22 protein-coding genes are annotated in these 15891 nt (G+C 51.9%); 2 read left to right on the forward strand and 20 right to left on the reverse strand.

Going from position 1 to position 15891, the window contains the following annotated elements; genetic code table 11:
* Position 1: 1 nt before the first annotated feature.
* Genes VW41_21730 through rpsJ form a run of 5 tightly spaced genes read right to left on the reverse strand, consistent with a single transcriptional unit; the run spans position 2 to position 2728 of the window.
* Entirely contained in the window at positions 2-823 is an 822-nt protein-coding gene (locus VW41_21730) for a 50S ribosomal protein L2 (GenBank protein ID AJZ91450.1), read from the reverse strand.
* Between the two features lie 17 nt (positions 824-840).
* On the reverse strand, positions 841-1143 hold the full coding sequence (rplW, locus tag VW41_21735; protein ID AJZ91451.1) for a 50S ribosomal protein L23: 303 nt from the start codon (positions 1141-1143) through the stop codon (positions 841-843).
* Positions 1140-1745 carry a 50S ribosomal protein L4 gene (rplD, locus tag VW41_21740; GenBank protein AJZ91452.1) on the reverse strand — a complete coding sequence of 202 codons (606 nt, stop codon included), beginning with the start codon at positions 1743-1745 and terminating at the stop codon, positions 1140-1142. Before rplD ends, rplW begins: the two co-directional genes overlap by 4 nt.
* A gap of 10 nt (positions 1746-1755) precedes the next feature.
* Positions 1756-2385, reverse strand: coding sequence for a 50S ribosomal protein L3 (locus tag VW41_21745; GenBank protein ID AJZ91453.1), 630 nt, complete (start codon positions 2383-2385; stop codon positions 1756-1758).
* 31 nt (positions 2386-2416) lie between these two features.
* Entirely contained in the window at positions 2417-2728 is a 312-nt protein-coding gene (gene rpsJ / locus VW41_21750) for a 30S ribosomal protein S10 (protein AJZ91454.1), read from the reverse strand.
* Between the two features lie 388 nt (positions 2729-3116).
* Here rpsJ and VW41_21755 point away from each other — a divergent pair, with 388 nt between their 5' ends.
* Complete coding sequence (locus tag VW41_21755) at positions 3117-3596, forward strand: hypothetical protein (protein ID AJZ91455.1); 480 nt, start codon at positions 3117-3119, stop codon at positions 3594-3596.
* A 49-nt stretch (positions 3597-3645) separates the two neighbouring features.
* Here VW41_21755 and VW41_21760 read toward each other — a convergent pair whose 3' ends face one another.
* The 11 genes from VW41_21760 to VW41_21810 form a co-directional block, all read right to left on the reverse strand.
* Positions 3646-4119: a bacterioferritin gene (locus VW41_21760; GenBank protein ID AJZ91456.1), complete on the reverse strand. Its 474-nt coding sequence runs from the start codon at positions 4117-4119 to the stop codon at positions 3646-3648.
* A 71-nt stretch (positions 4120-4190) separates the two neighbouring features.
* Positions 4191-4385 carry a bacterioferritin-associated ferredoxin gene (locus tag VW41_21765; GenBank protein AJZ91457.1) on the reverse strand — a complete coding sequence of 65 codons (195 nt, stop codon included), beginning with the start codon at positions 4383-4385 and terminating at the stop codon, positions 4191-4193.
* Between the two features lie 214 nt (positions 4386-4599).
* Positions 4600-5784 (reverse strand): elongation factor Tu, encoded by a 1185-nt coding sequence (gene tuf / locus VW41_21770; protein AJZ91458.1) that lies wholly within the window; start codon positions 5782-5784, stop codon positions 4600-4602.
* Positions 5785-5855: 71 nt separating this feature from the next.
* Complete coding sequence (fusA, locus tag VW41_21775) at positions 5856-7970, reverse strand: elongation factor G (GenBank protein AJZ91459.1); 2115 nt, start codon at positions 7968-7970, stop codon at positions 5856-5858.
* A 93-nt stretch (positions 7971-8063) separates the two neighbouring features.
* Positions 8064-8534: a 30S ribosomal protein S7 gene (locus VW41_21780; protein AJZ91460.1), complete on the reverse strand. Its 471-nt coding sequence runs from the start codon at positions 8532-8534 to the stop codon at positions 8064-8066.
* 95 nt (positions 8535-8629) lie between these two features.
* The gene (locus tag VW41_21785) at positions 8630-9004 is read right to left on the reverse strand and encodes a 30S ribosomal protein S12 (protein AJZ91461.1); all 375 of its coding nucleotides are present in this window, start codon (positions 9002-9004) and stop codon (positions 8630-8632) included.
* A gap of 124 nt (positions 9005-9128) precedes the next feature.
* Positions 9129-9416: a sulfur transfer complex subunit TusB gene (locus tag VW41_21790; GenBank protein ID AJZ91462.1), complete on the reverse strand. Its 288-nt coding sequence runs from the start codon at positions 9414-9416 to the stop codon at positions 9129-9131.
* A gap of 7 nt (positions 9417-9423) precedes the next feature.
* Entirely contained in the window at positions 9424-9783 is a 360-nt protein-coding gene (locus VW41_21795) for a sulfur relay protein TusC (protein ID AJZ91463.1), read from the reverse strand.
* On the reverse strand, positions 9783-10169 hold the full coding sequence (locus tag VW41_21800) for a sulfur transfer complex subunit TusD (protein AJZ91464.1): 387 nt from the start codon (positions 10167-10169) through the stop codon (positions 9783-9785). The genes VW41_21795 and VW41_21800 overlap by 1 nt, the downstream gene beginning before the upstream one ends.
* Positions 10169-10897 carry a hypothetical protein gene (locus VW41_21805; protein AJZ91465.1) on the reverse strand — a complete coding sequence of 243 codons (729 nt, stop codon included), beginning with the start codon at positions 10895-10897 and terminating at the stop codon, positions 10169-10171. The genes VW41_21800 and VW41_21805 overlap by 1 nt, the downstream gene beginning before the upstream one ends.
* Before the next feature lie 338 nt (positions 10898-11235).
* Entirely contained in the window at positions 11236-12066 is an 831-nt protein-coding gene (locus VW41_21810) for a peptidylprolyl isomerase (GenBank protein AJZ91466.1), read from the reverse strand.
* 230 nt (positions 12067-12296) lie between these two features.
* Between VW41_21810 and VW41_21815 the strand changes: the two genes are divergently transcribed.
* Positions 12297-12515 (forward strand): lysis protein, encoded by a 219-nt coding sequence (locus VW41_21815; GenBank protein AJZ91467.1) that lies wholly within the window; start codon positions 12297-12299, stop codon positions 12513-12515.
* Between the two features lie 51 nt (positions 12516-12566).
* Here VW41_21815 and VW41_21820 read toward each other — a convergent pair whose 3' ends face one another.
* The 4 genes from VW41_21820 to VW41_21835 all read right to left on the reverse strand — a co-directional run bounded on the left by VW41_21820 (position 12567) and on the right by VW41_21835 (position 15821).
* A complete protein-coding gene (locus VW41_21820) occupies positions 12567-13151 on the reverse strand; it encodes a peptidylprolyl isomerase (GenBank protein ID AJZ91468.1) in 585 nt (194 codons plus the stop codon).
* Positions 13152-13249: 98 nt separating this feature from the next.
* Positions 13250-13450 (reverse strand): hypothetical protein, encoded by a 201-nt coding sequence (locus VW41_21825; GenBank protein ID AJZ91469.1) that lies wholly within the window; start codon positions 13448-13450, stop codon positions 13250-13252.
* Between the two features lie 11 nt (positions 13451-13461).
* On the reverse strand, positions 13462-15267 hold the full coding sequence (locus VW41_21830) for a potassium transporter KefB (protein AJZ92048.1): 1806 nt from the start codon (positions 15265-15267) through the stop codon (positions 13462-13464).
* Positions 15267-15821 (reverse strand): potassium transporter KefG, encoded by a 555-nt coding sequence (locus VW41_21835; GenBank protein ID AJZ91470.1) that lies wholly within the window; start codon positions 15819-15821, stop codon positions 15267-15269. Before VW41_21835 ends, VW41_21830 begins: the two co-directional genes overlap by 1 nt.
* Positions 15822-15891: the final 70 nt, after the last annotated feature.

Consider the following 15891-nt stretch of genomic DNA (forward strand, 5'->3'; position numbering starts at 1 on the left):
ATTATTTGCTACGGCGACGTACGATAAATTTATCAGTACGCTTGTTGCTGCGGGTCTTCTTACCTTTGGTCTGAACGCCCCACGGAGATACCGGGTGCTTACCAAAGTTACGACCTTCACCACCACCATGTGGGTGATCGACTGGGTTCATCGCGGTACCGCGAACGGTAGGACGAACACCACGCCAGCGAGCAGCACCTGCTTTACCCAGAACGCGCAGCATATGCTCAGCGTTGCCAACTTCACCCAGGGTAGCGCGGCAGTCAGCTTCGACTTTACGCATTTCACCGGAGCGCAGGCGCAGGGTAACGTAAGCACCATCACGAGCAACGATCTGCACGTAGGTACCAGCGGAACGAGCCAGCTGACCGCCTTTACCTGGTTTCATTTCTACGTTATGAACGGTAGAACCAACCGGGATATTGCGCATCGGCAGGGTGTTACCCGCTTTGATTGCAGCATCAACGCCAGACTGAATCTGGTCGCCAGCTTTCAGGCCTTTAGGGGCCAGGATGTAACGGCGCTCGCCATCTTTGTACAGAACCAGCGCGATATTCGCGGAACGGTTCGGATCGTACTCAAGACGTTCAACAACTGCCGGGATACCATCTTTGTTGCGTTTGAAGTCAACAATACGGTATGCCTGCTTGTGACCACCACCGATATGACGGGTAGTGATACGACCATTGTTGTTACGGCCACCGGATTTGCTGTTTTTTTCCAGCAACGGAGCAAAAGGCTTGCCCTTGTGCAGCTCAGGGTTAACCACTTTAACTACGTGGCGACGACCCGGAGATGTCGGTTTACATTTAACAACTGCCATTGTCTTTCTCCTCCGACTTACTCAGCGCCGCCGACGAAGTCCAGATTCTGGCCTTCCTTCAGGGTGACGTAAGCTTTTTTCCAGTCGCTACGACGACCAACACGCTGTCCGTGACGTTTAGTTTTCCCTTTAACTACCAGGGTGTTAACGTCTTTAACTTCAACTTCGAACAGCTTCTGTACAGCAGCAACGATCTCTGCTTTGGTCGCGTCAGTCGCAACTTTGAGTACGATGGTGTTGGTTTTTTCCATCGCGGTAGACGCTTTTTCAGATACGTGCGGCGCGCGCAGTACTTTCAGCAGACGTTCTTCACGGATCATGCCAGCATCTCCTCAACTTGCTTAACTGCTTCCGCAGTCATAACGACTTTGTCGAAGGCGATCAGGCTAACTGGATCGATTGCAGCTACATCGCGCACGTCAACCTTATGCAGGTTACGAGCAGCCAGGAACAGATTCTCATCCAGTTCACCGGTCACGATCAGCACATCTTCCAGAGCCATATCTTTCAGTTTCTGAGCAAGCAGCTTGGTTTTCGGTGCTTCAACAGAGAACTGCTCAACAACGATCAGACGATCCTGACGTACCAGTTCGGACAGGATGCTTTTCAGCGCGCCGCGGTACATCTTTTTGTTAACTTTTTGACTGTGGTCCTGCGGGCGAGCAGCGAAGGTTACGCCACCGGAACGCCAGATCGGGCTCTTGATAGAACCAGAACGCGCACGGCCGGTACCTTTCTGGCGCCACGGCTTTTTGCCGGAACCAGTGATTTCAGCACGGGTTTTCTGAGCACGAGTACCCTGACGGGCGCCTGCTGCATAAGCAACAACAACCTGGTGTACCAGCGCTTCGTTGAAATCACGACCGAAGGTAGTTTCGGAAACAGTCAGCGCGCTCTGCGCGTCTTTCAGTACTAATTCCATTGCTATCCCCTTACGCCTTCACAGCTGGTTTAACGATCAGGTCGCTACCGGTTGCACCCGGGACCGCACCTTTCACCAGCAGCAGGTTGCGCTCAGCGTCAACACGTACTACGTCCAGGCTCTGAACAGTGACACGTTCGTTACCCAGCTGGCCTGCCATTTTCTTGCCTTTGAACACTTTGCCCGGAGTCTGGTTCTGACCGATAGAACCCGGAACGCGGTGAGACAAGGAGTTACCGTGGGTAGCGTCCTGGGTACGGAAGTTCCAGCGCTTAACGGTACCTGCGAAACCTTTACCTTTAGAGGTACCGGTTACGTCAACTTTTTTAACATCAGCAAACAGTTCAACGCTAATGTCCTGACCTACGGTGAACTCTTCGCCTTCAGCAAGACGGAATTCCCACAGACCACGGCCAGCTTCAACGCCAGCTTTAGCGAAGTGACCAGCTTCCGGCTTGGTTACACGGTTAGCTTTTTTAGCACCAGTGGTCACCTGAACAGCACGGTAGCCGTCGTTAGCCAGGTCTTTAACCTGAGTAACACGGTTTGCTTCTACTTCGATTACGGTTACTGGGATAGAAACGCCGTCTTCAGTGAAGATACGGGTCATACCCACTTTTTTACCGACTAAACCAATCATTGTTTCAACCTCTCAATCGTCAATGACCTGATTAACCCAGGCTGATCTGCACGTCTACACCGGCAGCCAGATCCAGACGCATCAGAGCATCAACGGTTTTCTCAGTTGGCTCAACGATGTCAACCAGACGCTTGTGAGTGCGGATCTCGTACTGATCACGCGCGTCTTTGTTGACGTGCGGGGAGATCAGAACGGTAAAGCGCTCTTTGCGGGTCGGCAGCGGGATCGGACCACGGACTTGCGCACCAGTGCGCTTAGCAGTCTCGACGATTTCCGCAGTTGATTGATCGATCAGACGATGATCAAACGCTTTAAGGCGGATACGGATTCTTTGGTTCTGCATGAGACCAGAGCTCCAATTATTTTATAGACGAAAAAAATTACTACTCGCACCCATTACGATTGATGGGGGAGTGTAATCGTTCATACATAGTCCCCCAATTGGGGACATTGTTTGATAGCAACTGAATTTCTTCAACGGACTGCTATCAGGGTTCATATTGAACCAGCTGTCTATAAAGACAGCCCGCGCATTATACGGGTTTCAGCCCAGCTTGCAAGTCATATGGGTTGAAATTTCACCGGCATCCTTCATTTAGTGAGTTTCAAGCTCTTTTGGCCCCACATCTGCGAGGCATCGCGCAGTACCACACGCCAAATTCAGGGGTTGATAGGTTTGACCGGTGCAACGGCGTAGCATCCCATGGCTTCAATCTTACCGGGATAAGAAGATGGTACTGACCAATATAGAGATTGCCTGGATGCTCCCCGCCGCCGCGGGGCTTTATTTTAGCTTCGCATTAGTACTAAGCATTGTTGATTTCAAAACTATGCAGCTTCCTGACGGGCTTACCCTCCCCTTACTGTGGCTGGGATTGCTGTTCCATAGTCTGGTAAACCCCCACCATGTTCATCACGCCGTATTCGGGGCGATAGCCGGCTACCTTTTCCTGTGGGTTACCTTTCAATTATTCCGTTTGGCTACCGGTAAAGAAGGGTTGGGTTATGGTGATTTCAAACTGCTGGCGGCAATTGGTGCCTGGAGCCACTGGCAGCATTTACCCCTCATCATCGTCGGCGCCTCTTCTCTGGGCATGGTTTATGCCGGAATGCTTTATCTGCTCAGGCGCCGTGAAATCATTGCAATGCCTTTTGGCCCATGGCTTGCTCTCTCGGGCTGGGGGAATTTTTGCTGGCAGGTGTTTGGATGAGCTATCAAAGAAGACAGAGGGGAGCCCCTCTGTCCTGGCAACGCGAGTCTTACTCTTCCCGTATCTGGGCCTGCAGATAGTTCTGGATACCCAGCTTCTGGATTAAATCCAGTTCGGTTTCGAGCCAGTCGATATGGCCTTCTTCATCGGCCAGAATTTCGATCATCAGATCGCGACTTACATAATCATGAACTTTATCGGCATAGGCGATAGCTTCACGCAAATCTTTAGCACCATCGAGTTCCAGCTTGAGGTCTGACCGAAGCATCTCTTCGACATCTTCCCCAATACCCAACTTACCCAGGTCCTGCAGATTTGGAATGCCTTCGAGGAAAAGAATACGCTCGATGTACTTATCGGCGTGCTTCATCTCATCGATTGACTCGTGATACTCGACGTCGTTGAGACGTTTTAATCCCCAGTTTTTGAACATGCGGGCATGCAGAAAATACTGGTTAATCGCGACAAGCTCGTTTCCCAATAATTTATTGAGATAATTTATTATCTTAACATCACCTTTCATTTTGACATCCTCCGCTTCCACTTATTGAAGCGTAGATGTCGTGCAGTGTAAGTCAAAAAAATGAGCGTGTTTTAGGCGATCTCTTTAAATTCCGGGATCTGCATCAGTTCGTCTTGCATGATTTCACGCGCCTGGCGAACGCACTTACCGCACTGATTCCCAACCGGGATAAACTTTCTAAGCTGCTGAAAAGACTGCGGATGATGTTGTCGCACCGCCTGACGAATTGTCTTATCGCTTACACCGTTACACAAGCAAACGTACATGATCACTCCCGCTCAAAAACTGCGCAAATTGTAAATGAGAATGATTGGCTTTACAAGGGATGCAGCGAGGCAGAATGCAGAGAATGGTAATCAAATGCAAAAATCGACGCTAACGGCGGTAAGAGAGAACTTTTCCGCGCAAGTAGCAAATTTCAGGCATAAAAAAGGGCATCCTAAGATGCCCTTTTCACTATTGCATTAAAGTATCAGAGGATTAGCTCAGAACTTTAGCAACAACACCAGCGCCAACGGTACGGCCGCCTTCACGGATTGCGAAACGCAGACCGTCGTCCATCGCGATTGGGTGGATCAGGGTAACAACCATTTTGATGTTGTCGCCTGGCATTACCATCTCTACGCCTTCTGGCAGTTCGATGGTACCGGTCACGTCAGTTGTACGGAAGTAGAACTGTGGACGGTAGCCTTTGAAGAACGGAGTATGACGGCCGCCTTCGTCTTTGGACAGGATGTACACTTCAGATTCGAACTTGGTGTGTGGCTTGATAGAGCCTGGCTTAGCCAGTACCTGACCACGTTCGATTTCTTCACGTTTGATACCACGCAGCAGAACACCTACGTTCTCACCAGCACGGCCTTCGTCCAGCAGTTTGCGGAACATTTCAACGCCGGTACAGGTAGATTTCGCAGTATCTTTGATACCAACGATTTCAACTTCTTCACCAACTTTAACGATACCGCGCTCTACACGACCGGTAACTACAGTACCACGACCGGAGATGGAGAATACGTCTTCGATTGGCAGCAGGAACGGCAGGTCGATTGCACGTACTGGTTCTGGGATGTAAGAATCCAGGAAGCCAGCCAGTTCAACGATTTTAGCTTCCCACTCTGCTTCGCCTTCCAGCGCTTTCAGAGCAGAACCACGGATGATTGGAGTGTCATCGCCTGGGAAGTCGTACTGAGACAGAAGTTCACGAACTTCCATTTCAACCAGTTCCAGCAGCTCTTCGTCATCAACCATGTCACATTTGTTCAGGAACACGATGATGTATGGAACGCCAACCTGGCGACCCAGCAGGATGTGCTCACGGGTCTGAGGCATAGGGCCGTCAGTCGCAGCAACAACCAGGATAGCGCCGTCCATCTGAGCAGCACCGGTGATCATGTTTTTCACGTAGTCGGCGTGCCCTGGGCAGTCAACGTGCGCGTAGTGACGAGTCGGGGTGTCGTATTCAACGTGGGAGGTGTTGATGGTGATACCACGAGCTTTTTCTTCTGGTGCGTTATCGATCTGGTCGAATGCACGAGCAGAACCACCGTAGGTTTTAGCCAGAACGGTAGTGATTGCAGCAGTCAGAGTGGTTTTACCGTGGTCAACGTGGCCGATAGTACCAACGTTAACGTGCGGTTTTGTACGTTCAAATTTTTCTTTAGACACGGCTATATTCCTTACTATTGTGCTCTCACCGTTCGGAGAGAGCACGGGATCATTGTGTTAAAAGCGTTGGCTTATTTGCCACGAGCTTCGATTACGGCCTGAGCAACGTTGTTAGGTGCGTCATCATACTTCAGGAATTCCATGGAGTAAGATGCACGACCTTTGGTCAGAGAACGCAGCTGAGTTGCGTACCCGAACATTTCAGACAACGGAACTTCAGCATGAATCTGTACGCCAGTAGCGTTAGATTCCTGGCCTTTCAGCTGACCACGACGACGGCTAAGGTCACCGATAACGTCACCAGTGTTCTCTTCCGGAGTTTCAACTTCAACCTTCATGATAGGCTCAAGCAGAACTGGTTTTGCTTTCTTAAAGCCATCTTTGAAGGCAATAGAAGCGGCCAGTTTAAACGCCAGTTCGGAGGAGTCAACGTCATGGTAAGAACCGAAGTGCAGACGCACGCCGAGATCAACAACCGGGTAACCCGCCAGTGGACCAGATTTCAGCTGCTCCTGGATGCCTTTATCAACGGCAGGAACGTATTCGCCAGGAATTACGCCACCTTTGATGTCGTTGATGAACTCGTAACCTTTAGGGTTAGAGCCCGGCTCCAGTGGGTACATGTCGATAACAACATGACCGTACTGACCACGACCACCAGACTGCTTGGCGTGTTTACCTTCGATATCGGTAACTTTCGCGCGAATTGCTTCACGGTAAGCAACCTGAGGTTTACCGACGTTCGCTTCAACGTTGAATTCACGCTTCATACGGTCAACGATGATGTCGAGGTGCAGCTCACCCATACCGGCGATGATGGTCTGGTTAGATTCTTCATCAGTCCATACGCGGAATGATGGGTCTTCTTTAGCCAGACGGCCCAGAGCCAGACCCATTTTTTCCTGGTCAGCTTTGGTTTTTGGTTCAACGGCGATGGAGATTACCGGCTCAGGGAATTCCATACGCTCCAGAATGATAGGCGAATCTGGATCACACAGGGTGTCACCAGTAGTTACGTCTTTCAGACCGATAGCAGCCGCGATATCACCCGCGCGAACTTCTTTGATCTCTTCACGTTTGTTAGCGTGCATCTGAACGATACGGCCAAAGCGCTCACGAGCAGCTTTAACGGAGTTCAGCACGGTATCGCCGGAGTTAACAACGCCGGAGTAAACGCGGAAGAAGGTCAGGTTACCTACGAACGGGTCAGTTGCGATTTTGAATGCCAGAGCAGCAAACGGCTCGTCGTCAGTTGCGTGACGCTCAGCCGGAGTGTCTTTACCGTCATCCAGAATACCGTTGATTGCCGGTACGTCGGTTGGTGCTGGCAGGTAATCGATTACCGCATCCAGCATCGCCTGAACACCTTTGTTCTTAAATGCAGAACCACAGGTAACCAGGATGATTTCGTTGTTCAGAACGCGCTGACGCAGAGCTTTCTTGATTTCTTCCTCGGTCAGCTCTTCGCCGCCCAGGTATTTTTCCATCAGCTCTTCAGAGGCTTCTGCAGCGGACTCGATCAGGTTCTGGTGCCATTCGTCAGCCAGGTCCTGCATGTCAGCTGGGATATCTTCGTATTCGAAGGTAACGCCCTGATCTGCATCGTTCCAGTTGATGGCTTTCATTTTCACCAGGTCGATAACGCCGGTGAAACCTTCTTCAGCACCAATCGCCAGCTGAAGCGGAACAGGGTTCGCGCCCAGGCGGGATTTGATCTGGCCTACAACTTTCAGGAAGTTTGCACCCATACGGTCCATTTTGTTAACGAACGCGATGCGTGGAACTTTGTATTTGTTAGCCTGACGCCATACGGTTTCAGACTGTGGCTGAACACCACCAACTGCGCAGTAAACCATTACTGCACCGTCAAGAACACGCATGGAACGTTCTACTTCGATGGTGAAGTCAACGTGCCCTGGGGTGTCGATGATGTTTACGCGGTGCGGTTCATACTGCTTAGCCATACCAGACCAGAATGCAGTAGTTGCAGCGGAGGTAATGGTGATACCACGCTCCTGCTCCTGCTCCATCCAGTCCATGGTTGCAGCGCCGTCATGAACTTCACCGATTTTGTGGTTTACACCGGTGTAGAACAGAATACGTTCGGTAGTCGTGGTTTTACCGGCGTCGATGTGTGCACTGATACCGATGTTACGGTAGCGTGCAATGGGTGTTGTACGAGCCATTTGATTCCTCTATATCCTGGGACGTTCAAGTTAAGTAACCCAAAGCGGGCAGCTTCATGAAGCGCCCGCTTGGGTAACACTACGAAGGATTTATTACCAACGGTAGTGAGCGAACGCCTTGTTGGCTTCAGCCATACGGTGAACGTCTTCACGTTTCTTCACTGCAGTGCCTTTGTTTTCTGCAGCATCAGACAGTTCATTCGCCAGGCGAAGAGCCATGGATTTATCACCGCGTTTACGAGCAGCTTCTACGATCCAACGCATTGCCAGAGCATTACGACGAACCGGACGAACTTCAACTGGAACCTGGTAAGTAGAACCACCTACGCGGCGGGACTTAACTTCGACGGTCGGACGGACGTTGTCCAGAGCGACTTCGAAAGCTTCCAGCTCGTTTTTACCAGAACGCTGAGCCAGGGTTTCCAGCGCGGTATAAACGATAGATTCTGCAGTAGATTTTTTACCATCTACCATCAGGATATTTACAAATTTAGCCAGCAGCTCTGATCCGAACTTAGGATCCGGCAGAATTTTACGCTGACCAATCACGCGACGACGTGGCATAGGAATACTCCGTTGTTAATTCAGGATTGTCCAAAACTCAAAGAGTTTATTTTGACATTAATTTAAAACGTTTGGCCTTACTTAACGGAGAACCATTAAGCCTTAGGACGCTTCACGCCATACTTGGAGCGAGATTGCTTACGGTCTTTAACGCCGGAGCAGTCAAGCGCACCACGAACGGTGTGGTAGCGAACACCTGGCAGGTCTTTAACACGACCACCACGGATCAGGATCACGGAGTGTTCCTGCAGGTTGTGACCTTCACCGCCGATGTAGGAGGTGACTTCAAAACCGTTAGTCAAACGCACACGGCAAACTTTACGCAGTGCGGAGTTTGGTTTTTTAGGAGTGGTGGTATATACACGGGTACATACACCACGTTTTTGCGGGCAAGCTTCCAGCGCAGGCACGTTGCTTTTTGCAACTTTGCGTACGCGTGGTTTGCGAACCAGCTGGTTAACTGTTGCCATTAAATAGCTCCTGGTTTTAGCTTTTGCTTCGTAAACACGTAATAAAACGGCCTCATATAATATGAGGACGCAGAATTTTAGGGCTGAGCCGAAAAGGTGTCAAGAAATATACAGCGATCCGCCTTCACCAGGCGAACTGCTGGCTATGTTTTATCGTTAATCTGACGAAATCAGTATAGCCGACACGCTCAACTTTGGACGAAATTTGAGCAGAGAGGCCTCGAGCCTCAACATCTTCTTGCAGAGCGCTAACAGTAATGGGGGCAGAAAGCAGTAATTCAAGCGCCCGACTGTCATTCAACGCGGCAATCACGCCATCTTCAATCAGCAGTAAATCGTCACCCGGCTGAACAAGGCGCATAATCTCGGTGATATCACACTGGAAGGGTGACTGACGTAAGGTATGCAGCATAGGTGCCTCAGAAGGTAAGTACCACATCGTACTGGTTCAGTTTTTCCCGGAGCGCATCGGGCCCAAGCACTTCCGCATCGATAACCCAGGATGACCGTTCCGACAGCCCTCTCTCCCTTATTGAGGCCGCGCAAAGAAAACACTGTTCAATGTCGTACAGCGGCAAAATGCGGAAGGTAGCAATGTAGTCTCTGGCCAGCACCTGGGCTGGCTGCTGCCCCGGCAGCAGTTGCAGAACGCCATCGCCAATAAAGAACACGCCGATATCTTCTGACAATGCCGATGTGGCCAATAATGCGTCCAGCCCTTCCCGGCCAGAAGTGCTGCCGTGCGGCGCAGATCGAAAAACAAAAGCAACGCGCTTCATTAGAATTGCACCATTCTTTCGCAGGTCAGCGCGGCTTCTGCCAACGCTCCCAGGCCACTAAGCGTAAAGCCAGGCTGGAGATTACTCACGTTGAGCCCCAAAGCTTTCGCCTGCTCTTCATCGGTCACGCCGCGACGCAATGCCGCGGCCACGCAGATATGCAGCGCCACACCGTGCTGCGCGTTCAGAGACTGCCACTCGCGAACAAGGTCAACCTCATCGCTTGCCGGGGCGGTCAACTGATTGGCGTTATAGATCCCCTCGCGGTAGAAAAAAACGCTCTCCAGCGTATGTCCTTCCGCCAGCAACGCTCGAGCAAACAGTAATGCACTGCTCGCCTGCTGCGTCCCATAAGCCGGGCCAGTCACCATTAAGGCAAAGCGCATTACTTATCCTGACCGAGGAAGTCACCGTTTTTGAACTGACGAATGTAGAGATAAACGGTGTGTTTGGAAATGTTCAGCCGATCGGCAACTTGATTGATGGCATCTTTAATGTCGAAAATACCTTTTTCATACAGGTTCAGTACGATCTGGCGATTCTTGGCGTTGTTGGAGACGTTGCGGTCGGCATTCACTTCTTCAATCGTGAATTCCAGCGTTTGCATCACCAGATCCTCCACGGAGGAAGCAAAGTTCACCGAGGACGGCACTTCCTGATCCTGGGTCTCTGGTGGAATAAAGGTCGACATGATCTGGGAGAACGGCACATCGAGGTTCATGTTAATGCAAAGCAAACCAATCACGCGCTGGTCACGGTTGCGGATCGCAATGGTCACCGACTTCATCAGTACGCCGCTTTTTGCACGAGTGAAGTAGCACTTAGAGACACTGCTGTCGGCACCGGTCATATCGTGCAGCATACGCAGGGCCAGATCGGTAATTGGCGAGCCTATTTTTCGCCCGGTATGTTCACCATTAGCGATACGAATGGCTGAACATTTCAGGTCCTGCAGGGAGTGCAGAACGATTTCGCAATGGGAACCAATCAGCATCGCTAACCCGTCCACGACCGCTTCATAGGATTTTAATATTTCGAAGTCGGTTTGCTCAAAAGGACGCTGGTCCAGTAAATCTAGCTCACTGGTTTCGTTGGTTAAAAGCGAATTGGACATGTAAAAATACCACCCTCTCAGATTGATGACAAACGTCCGGAAAACGGGGTCTCGGGCGTTTGGGGTAAATCAGAAGACTTCGTCCATTATTTTTATTGCCGCAAAATGAGCGTGTTAGGGATAAAAGACGTTGTCAGCAATTTACTCTAAAGAGAGCCTGTCGCGCTTTGATGGTGTCAGGGCAGACTCATACTCAGTTGAAACGCTGCCCGCTAAGGTAATACAACGTAAGACGTGCTTTCCAGTCTTTATTCTCCTCATTGCTGGTGGGGGGAATAAACGCCGGGGCCAAAAACAAAACCGCCGCCCGGAGGGCGGCGGCTCAAACGACCTGCTAATTACTTGCTTTTAGCTGCGTCAGCGGCTTTAGCATCTGCAGCAGCGGCTGGCTTAGCGTCAGCTTTTGGCGCTTGTTTAATGTCCAGCAGCTCAACTTCAAACACCAGCGTAGAGTTGGCAGGGATCCCCGGTACGCCGGTTTTGCCGTAAGCCAGCTCTGGTGGAATAACCAGCTTGATCTTGCCGCCTTTCTTGATGTTTTTCAGGCCTTCAGTCCAGCCCGGGATAACACCATCCAGACGGAAGGACAGTGGCTCACCGCGGGTATAAGAGTTATCAAACTCTTTACCGTCGATCAGCGTACCTTTGTAGTTAACCACTACGGTATCGGTATCCTTCGGCGCATCACCAGTCCCGTCTTTTTCGACTTTGTACATCAGGCCGGTAGAAGAGGTTTTAACGCCTTTCTCTTTCGCGAAAGCATCACGGAAAGCTTTACCTTTGTCCGCGTTCTCTTTAGCGTCTTTCTCCATTTTCTCTTGAGCAGAGGCTTTTACGCGAGTCTCGAACGCCTGCAGAGTTTGTTCGATTTCCTGGTCGGACAGTTTGCTCTTATCCGCAAACGCATCCTGTACACCCGCGATCAGCTGAGCTTTATCCAGGGTGATCCCCAGTTTCTCTTGCTCTTTCAGGGAGTTTTCCATGTAACGCCCGAGCGATGCACCCAGCGCATAGGCTGCTTTCTGGTCGTCGTTCTTAAAGGCCGCTTTGCTATCAGCCTGAGCCGCAGCAGGTGCATCTTTCGCAGCAGCTGGTGCCGCAAAAGCAGGAGCATTAAGGGCAACGGCCATTGTGGTCGCCAGAAGCGTTACTTTAAATAATGATTTCATCCATTTCTCCAAGGGCCGGGGCCTCTCACCCCAGGGTTTCAAATAAACTAAGTGACGTACTATAACGTCGTGAAAGAAATCTACACAATCTCTCAGCGAGTTATCGAGTCAAATTGAGATTCTTTTTGTTTAAAGAAGTTTCCTTCAACGTGCTTCTGCGCTGTAAAGCTGGGTCATTTTCAGTAAAATCACCACCTATTGTCCATCGCGCAGGCAAAAGAGGAACCGCCATGCACACTAAATCCACCGAACAACGGCTGGAAGATCTCGAGAGTCGTCTCGCCTTTCAGGAGATTACGATTGAAGAGCTGAACCAGACCGTGACGGCGCACGAACTTGAGATGGTCAAACTTCGCGAGCATTTCCGCCTGCTGGTTGAAAAGCTGAAGGCAAGCCAGCCGTCGATGATCGCCTCGGAGTCCGAAGAGACGCCACCGCCCCATTACTGAATGACAGATGTAAAAAAGGCCGCTAATGCGGCCTTTTCTCTTTTACAGCGATCAGTGGCAACCACAGCCGCCGTTGCCGCAACCACCTTTACCATGCTCGTGGCCATGGTCGTGATCGTGGCCGTGACCACCGCAGCAACCATCGTGATCGTGGTCGTGATGATGATCGTGCTCACCGTGAACGTGGCCGTGGGCCAGCTCTTCAGCGGTCGCTTCGCGGATAGCAACAACTTCCACGTTGAATTTCAGGTTCTGGCCGGCCAGCATGTGGTTACCGTCAACCACAACGTGCTCGTCTTCCACTTCGGTAATTTCAACCGGGACTGGACCCTGATCGGTTTCCGCCATAAAGCGCATACCAACCTGCAGCTCATCAACGCCCATGAAGACGTCTTTCGGTACACGCTGCACCAGGTTTTCGTCGTACTGGCCGTAAGCGTCATTCGCGCCCACTTCAACGTCAAACTTGTCGCCAACTTCGTGACCTTCCAGCGCCGTTTCCAGGCCAGAAATCAGGGAGCCGTGACCGTGCAGGTAGTCCAGCGGCGCGCTCACCGGAGACTCATCGACCAACACACCGTCTTCTGTACGTACCTGATAGGCCAGGCTGACCACCAGGTCTTTTGCTACTTTCATGATATCTCCTGAACGAGCGTAGGGAAAAAACTGGCGCCGATTGTAGCGGAAATCTGCGCCGCTGTACCCTCTAGCTTAAAAAAAGCTGCCTCATCTCGCTAGTCGGGATGAAAAATCCCTATCACTTGCTCCTGCTCACGAACGTGCTCGCGAGCCTGCTTGTCGGCTTCGCGCATTTGGTGGCCACACTTAACGCACTCAACGATATCAACGTTGTTCTCGCGCCACAGAGCGAGGGAATCCTTCGCCTGACACTTAGGGCAAACCGCCCCGGCAATAAAACGTTTACGCACAGACATTGACTTCACCTTTATTCAAATTCATCCCAGCCGTCCAGCTGCCGACGCTCTTGCTGCATTTCACGCTCAAAAATATCTTCCAGCTCCCGCCGGGCCTCCCGCACTCTGGAAATCTGTGCACTGTCCGTATGAATTGGCATCAGCTCGCGTAACATCCGCATATCGAGGCGGCGGAAGTGTAATTGAGCGCGGTGCGCCTGGTGCGGGTGCATACCCAGCGTGAGCAACGCCTTACGCCCAAGTTCAAGAGCGCTTGAGAAGGTTTCGCGGGAGAACAGTTTAACGCCCGCCTGCAACAATTCATGCGCCTCAACGCGCCCGCGGGCACGCGCCAGTATAGCCAGATGTGGAAAGTGTTGTTGACAGAGGTGGACTATCCGCATTGTATCTTCCGGCTCATTGCAGGTGATAACAATGGATTTTGCCTCTTCCGCTCCGGCTGAACGCAGCAGCTCTACCTCTGTCGCATCACCGTAATACACCTTATAGCCGTATTTTCTCATCAGGCTCACGGCGCTGATATCCCGTTCAAGAACGGTGATACGCATTTTATTAGCCATCAACAGGCGGCCAATAACCTGACCAAAACGCCCAAACCCAACGATGATGACCTGCGGATGGTCATCCTCAACATAAGGCGTCTCCTCAGTTTCATCCCCCGGATTAAAGCGCCGGGCAAGAATCGCATCAACACCCTTCATCAGCAGCGGCGTGGTCATCATCGACAGCGTCACCGTCACCAACAGCAGCGGCATTTGCTCGCCCTGGAAAAGCTTCTGCGAGGCCGCGGCGGAAAACAGCACGAAGGCAAACTCGCCCCCCTGGCTTAGCACCCCAGCAAACTGCAGCCGCTCAGAGCTGCGCAAACCATACACCCGCGACAGGCCATACAAAATTGTGGCTTTCACCGCCACCAGCGCAACGACGCTTACCGCAATCCACAGCAGATGTGTGAACAAAACGCCCAGGTTAAGCGCCATGCCAACAGAGATAAAGAACAGCCCCAGCAGCAGCCCTTTAAACGGATCGATGGCGATCTCAAGCTCGTGGCGATATTCACTTTCCGCCAGCAGCACCCCGGCCAGGAACGTCCCCAGCGCCATAGAAAACCCAAGCGCGTCCATAAACAGCGCCGAGCCAAGTACCAACAAAAGAGAAGCTGCGGTGAAAACCTCACGCACCCCGGAACCGGCAATAAAGCGGAAAACCGGGCGAAGCAGATAGCGCCCGCCCAATAACATACCGATAAACGCCAGAGCCTTCAGGCCGACTTTAATCCAGTCGGTATGATCGTCGCCGTTCCCCGCCAGCAGCGGTACCAGCGCCAGAGCCGGGATCACCGCCAGGTCCTGGAACAACAGTACCGAGAAGCCCAGTTGGCCGGATTCGCTGCGGTTCATGCTTTTATCGCGCATGAGCTGCAGGGCCATCGCCGTGGAGGACATTGCGAGACCGATACCGCCCACCACTGCCGCCTGCCAGGAGAAATCCGTCAGCATCAGCAGGCCCGCCAGCACAACCGCACTGAGCAGCACCTGCGCCGCCCCAACCCCAAAGATAGAGCGCCTCAGTTGCCAAAGCTTCGACGGATTCAGTTCCAGGCCGATGATAAACATCAGGAACACCACGCCAAGCTCTGAGAAATGCAGAATTTCATCGACATCGCTGATAAAACCTAAGCCCCAGGGGCCAATGGCAATTCCAGCCAGCAAATAACCCAGTACGGCACCAATGCCTAAACGTGCGGCAACCGGCACGGCAACCACCGCGGCGAAGAGAAACAGCACCCCCGCCAGCAGTAAATCAGATCCTTCCATCAGCGCCCTCCCGTCGGCAGCGGATTCGCCAGCCATTCACCATAGGCTTTGGCATGGTTTTGCAGCTCCTGCCTGGACTGCCGGCGCGCCCAGTAAACGATAATCGGCATCAGCCAGTGCATCTTGCACATCGCCGCGGTGAGCTCAAAGGGGCGTAAAATTTCGGTTAAGGGGAAACGGTTATAGCCGTCATAGCGATAGGCTCCTTCCGGCTCGCCGGTGGTTATCACGCTACGCCAGTACTTTCCCGCCAGGGCATTGCCTCCGATACCGCTGGCAAAATCGCGGCTTAACACGCGGTCCATCCACTCTTTCAGCAGCGCCGGGCAGCTGTAGGTGTAGAGAGGGTGTTGAAAAACGATGACATCATGCTCCAGCAGCAATGACTGTTCGTGGTAAATATCGATAAAGAAATCGGGATAGTGCGCGTAGAGATCGTGCACGGTCACATTTGCAAGCTGCAGAGCCGGTTGGAGCAAAACCCGGTTAGCCACCGAGTCCTGGGATTCCGGATGGGCATACAGCAGCAAAACTTTCGGCGGCTGCGACATCATTACCCTCCAGGGCGTCGTCATAGTCATTATTTTGGGCTACCATGCAGCCCGACCTGTTGCCCAGGCGACA

Origin of the sequence: Klebsiella michiganensis (assembly GCA_000963575.1) — a bacterium.
GTDB lineage: Bacteria > Pseudomonadota > Gammaproteobacteria > Enterobacterales > Enterobacteriaceae > Cedecea > Cedecea michiganensis_A.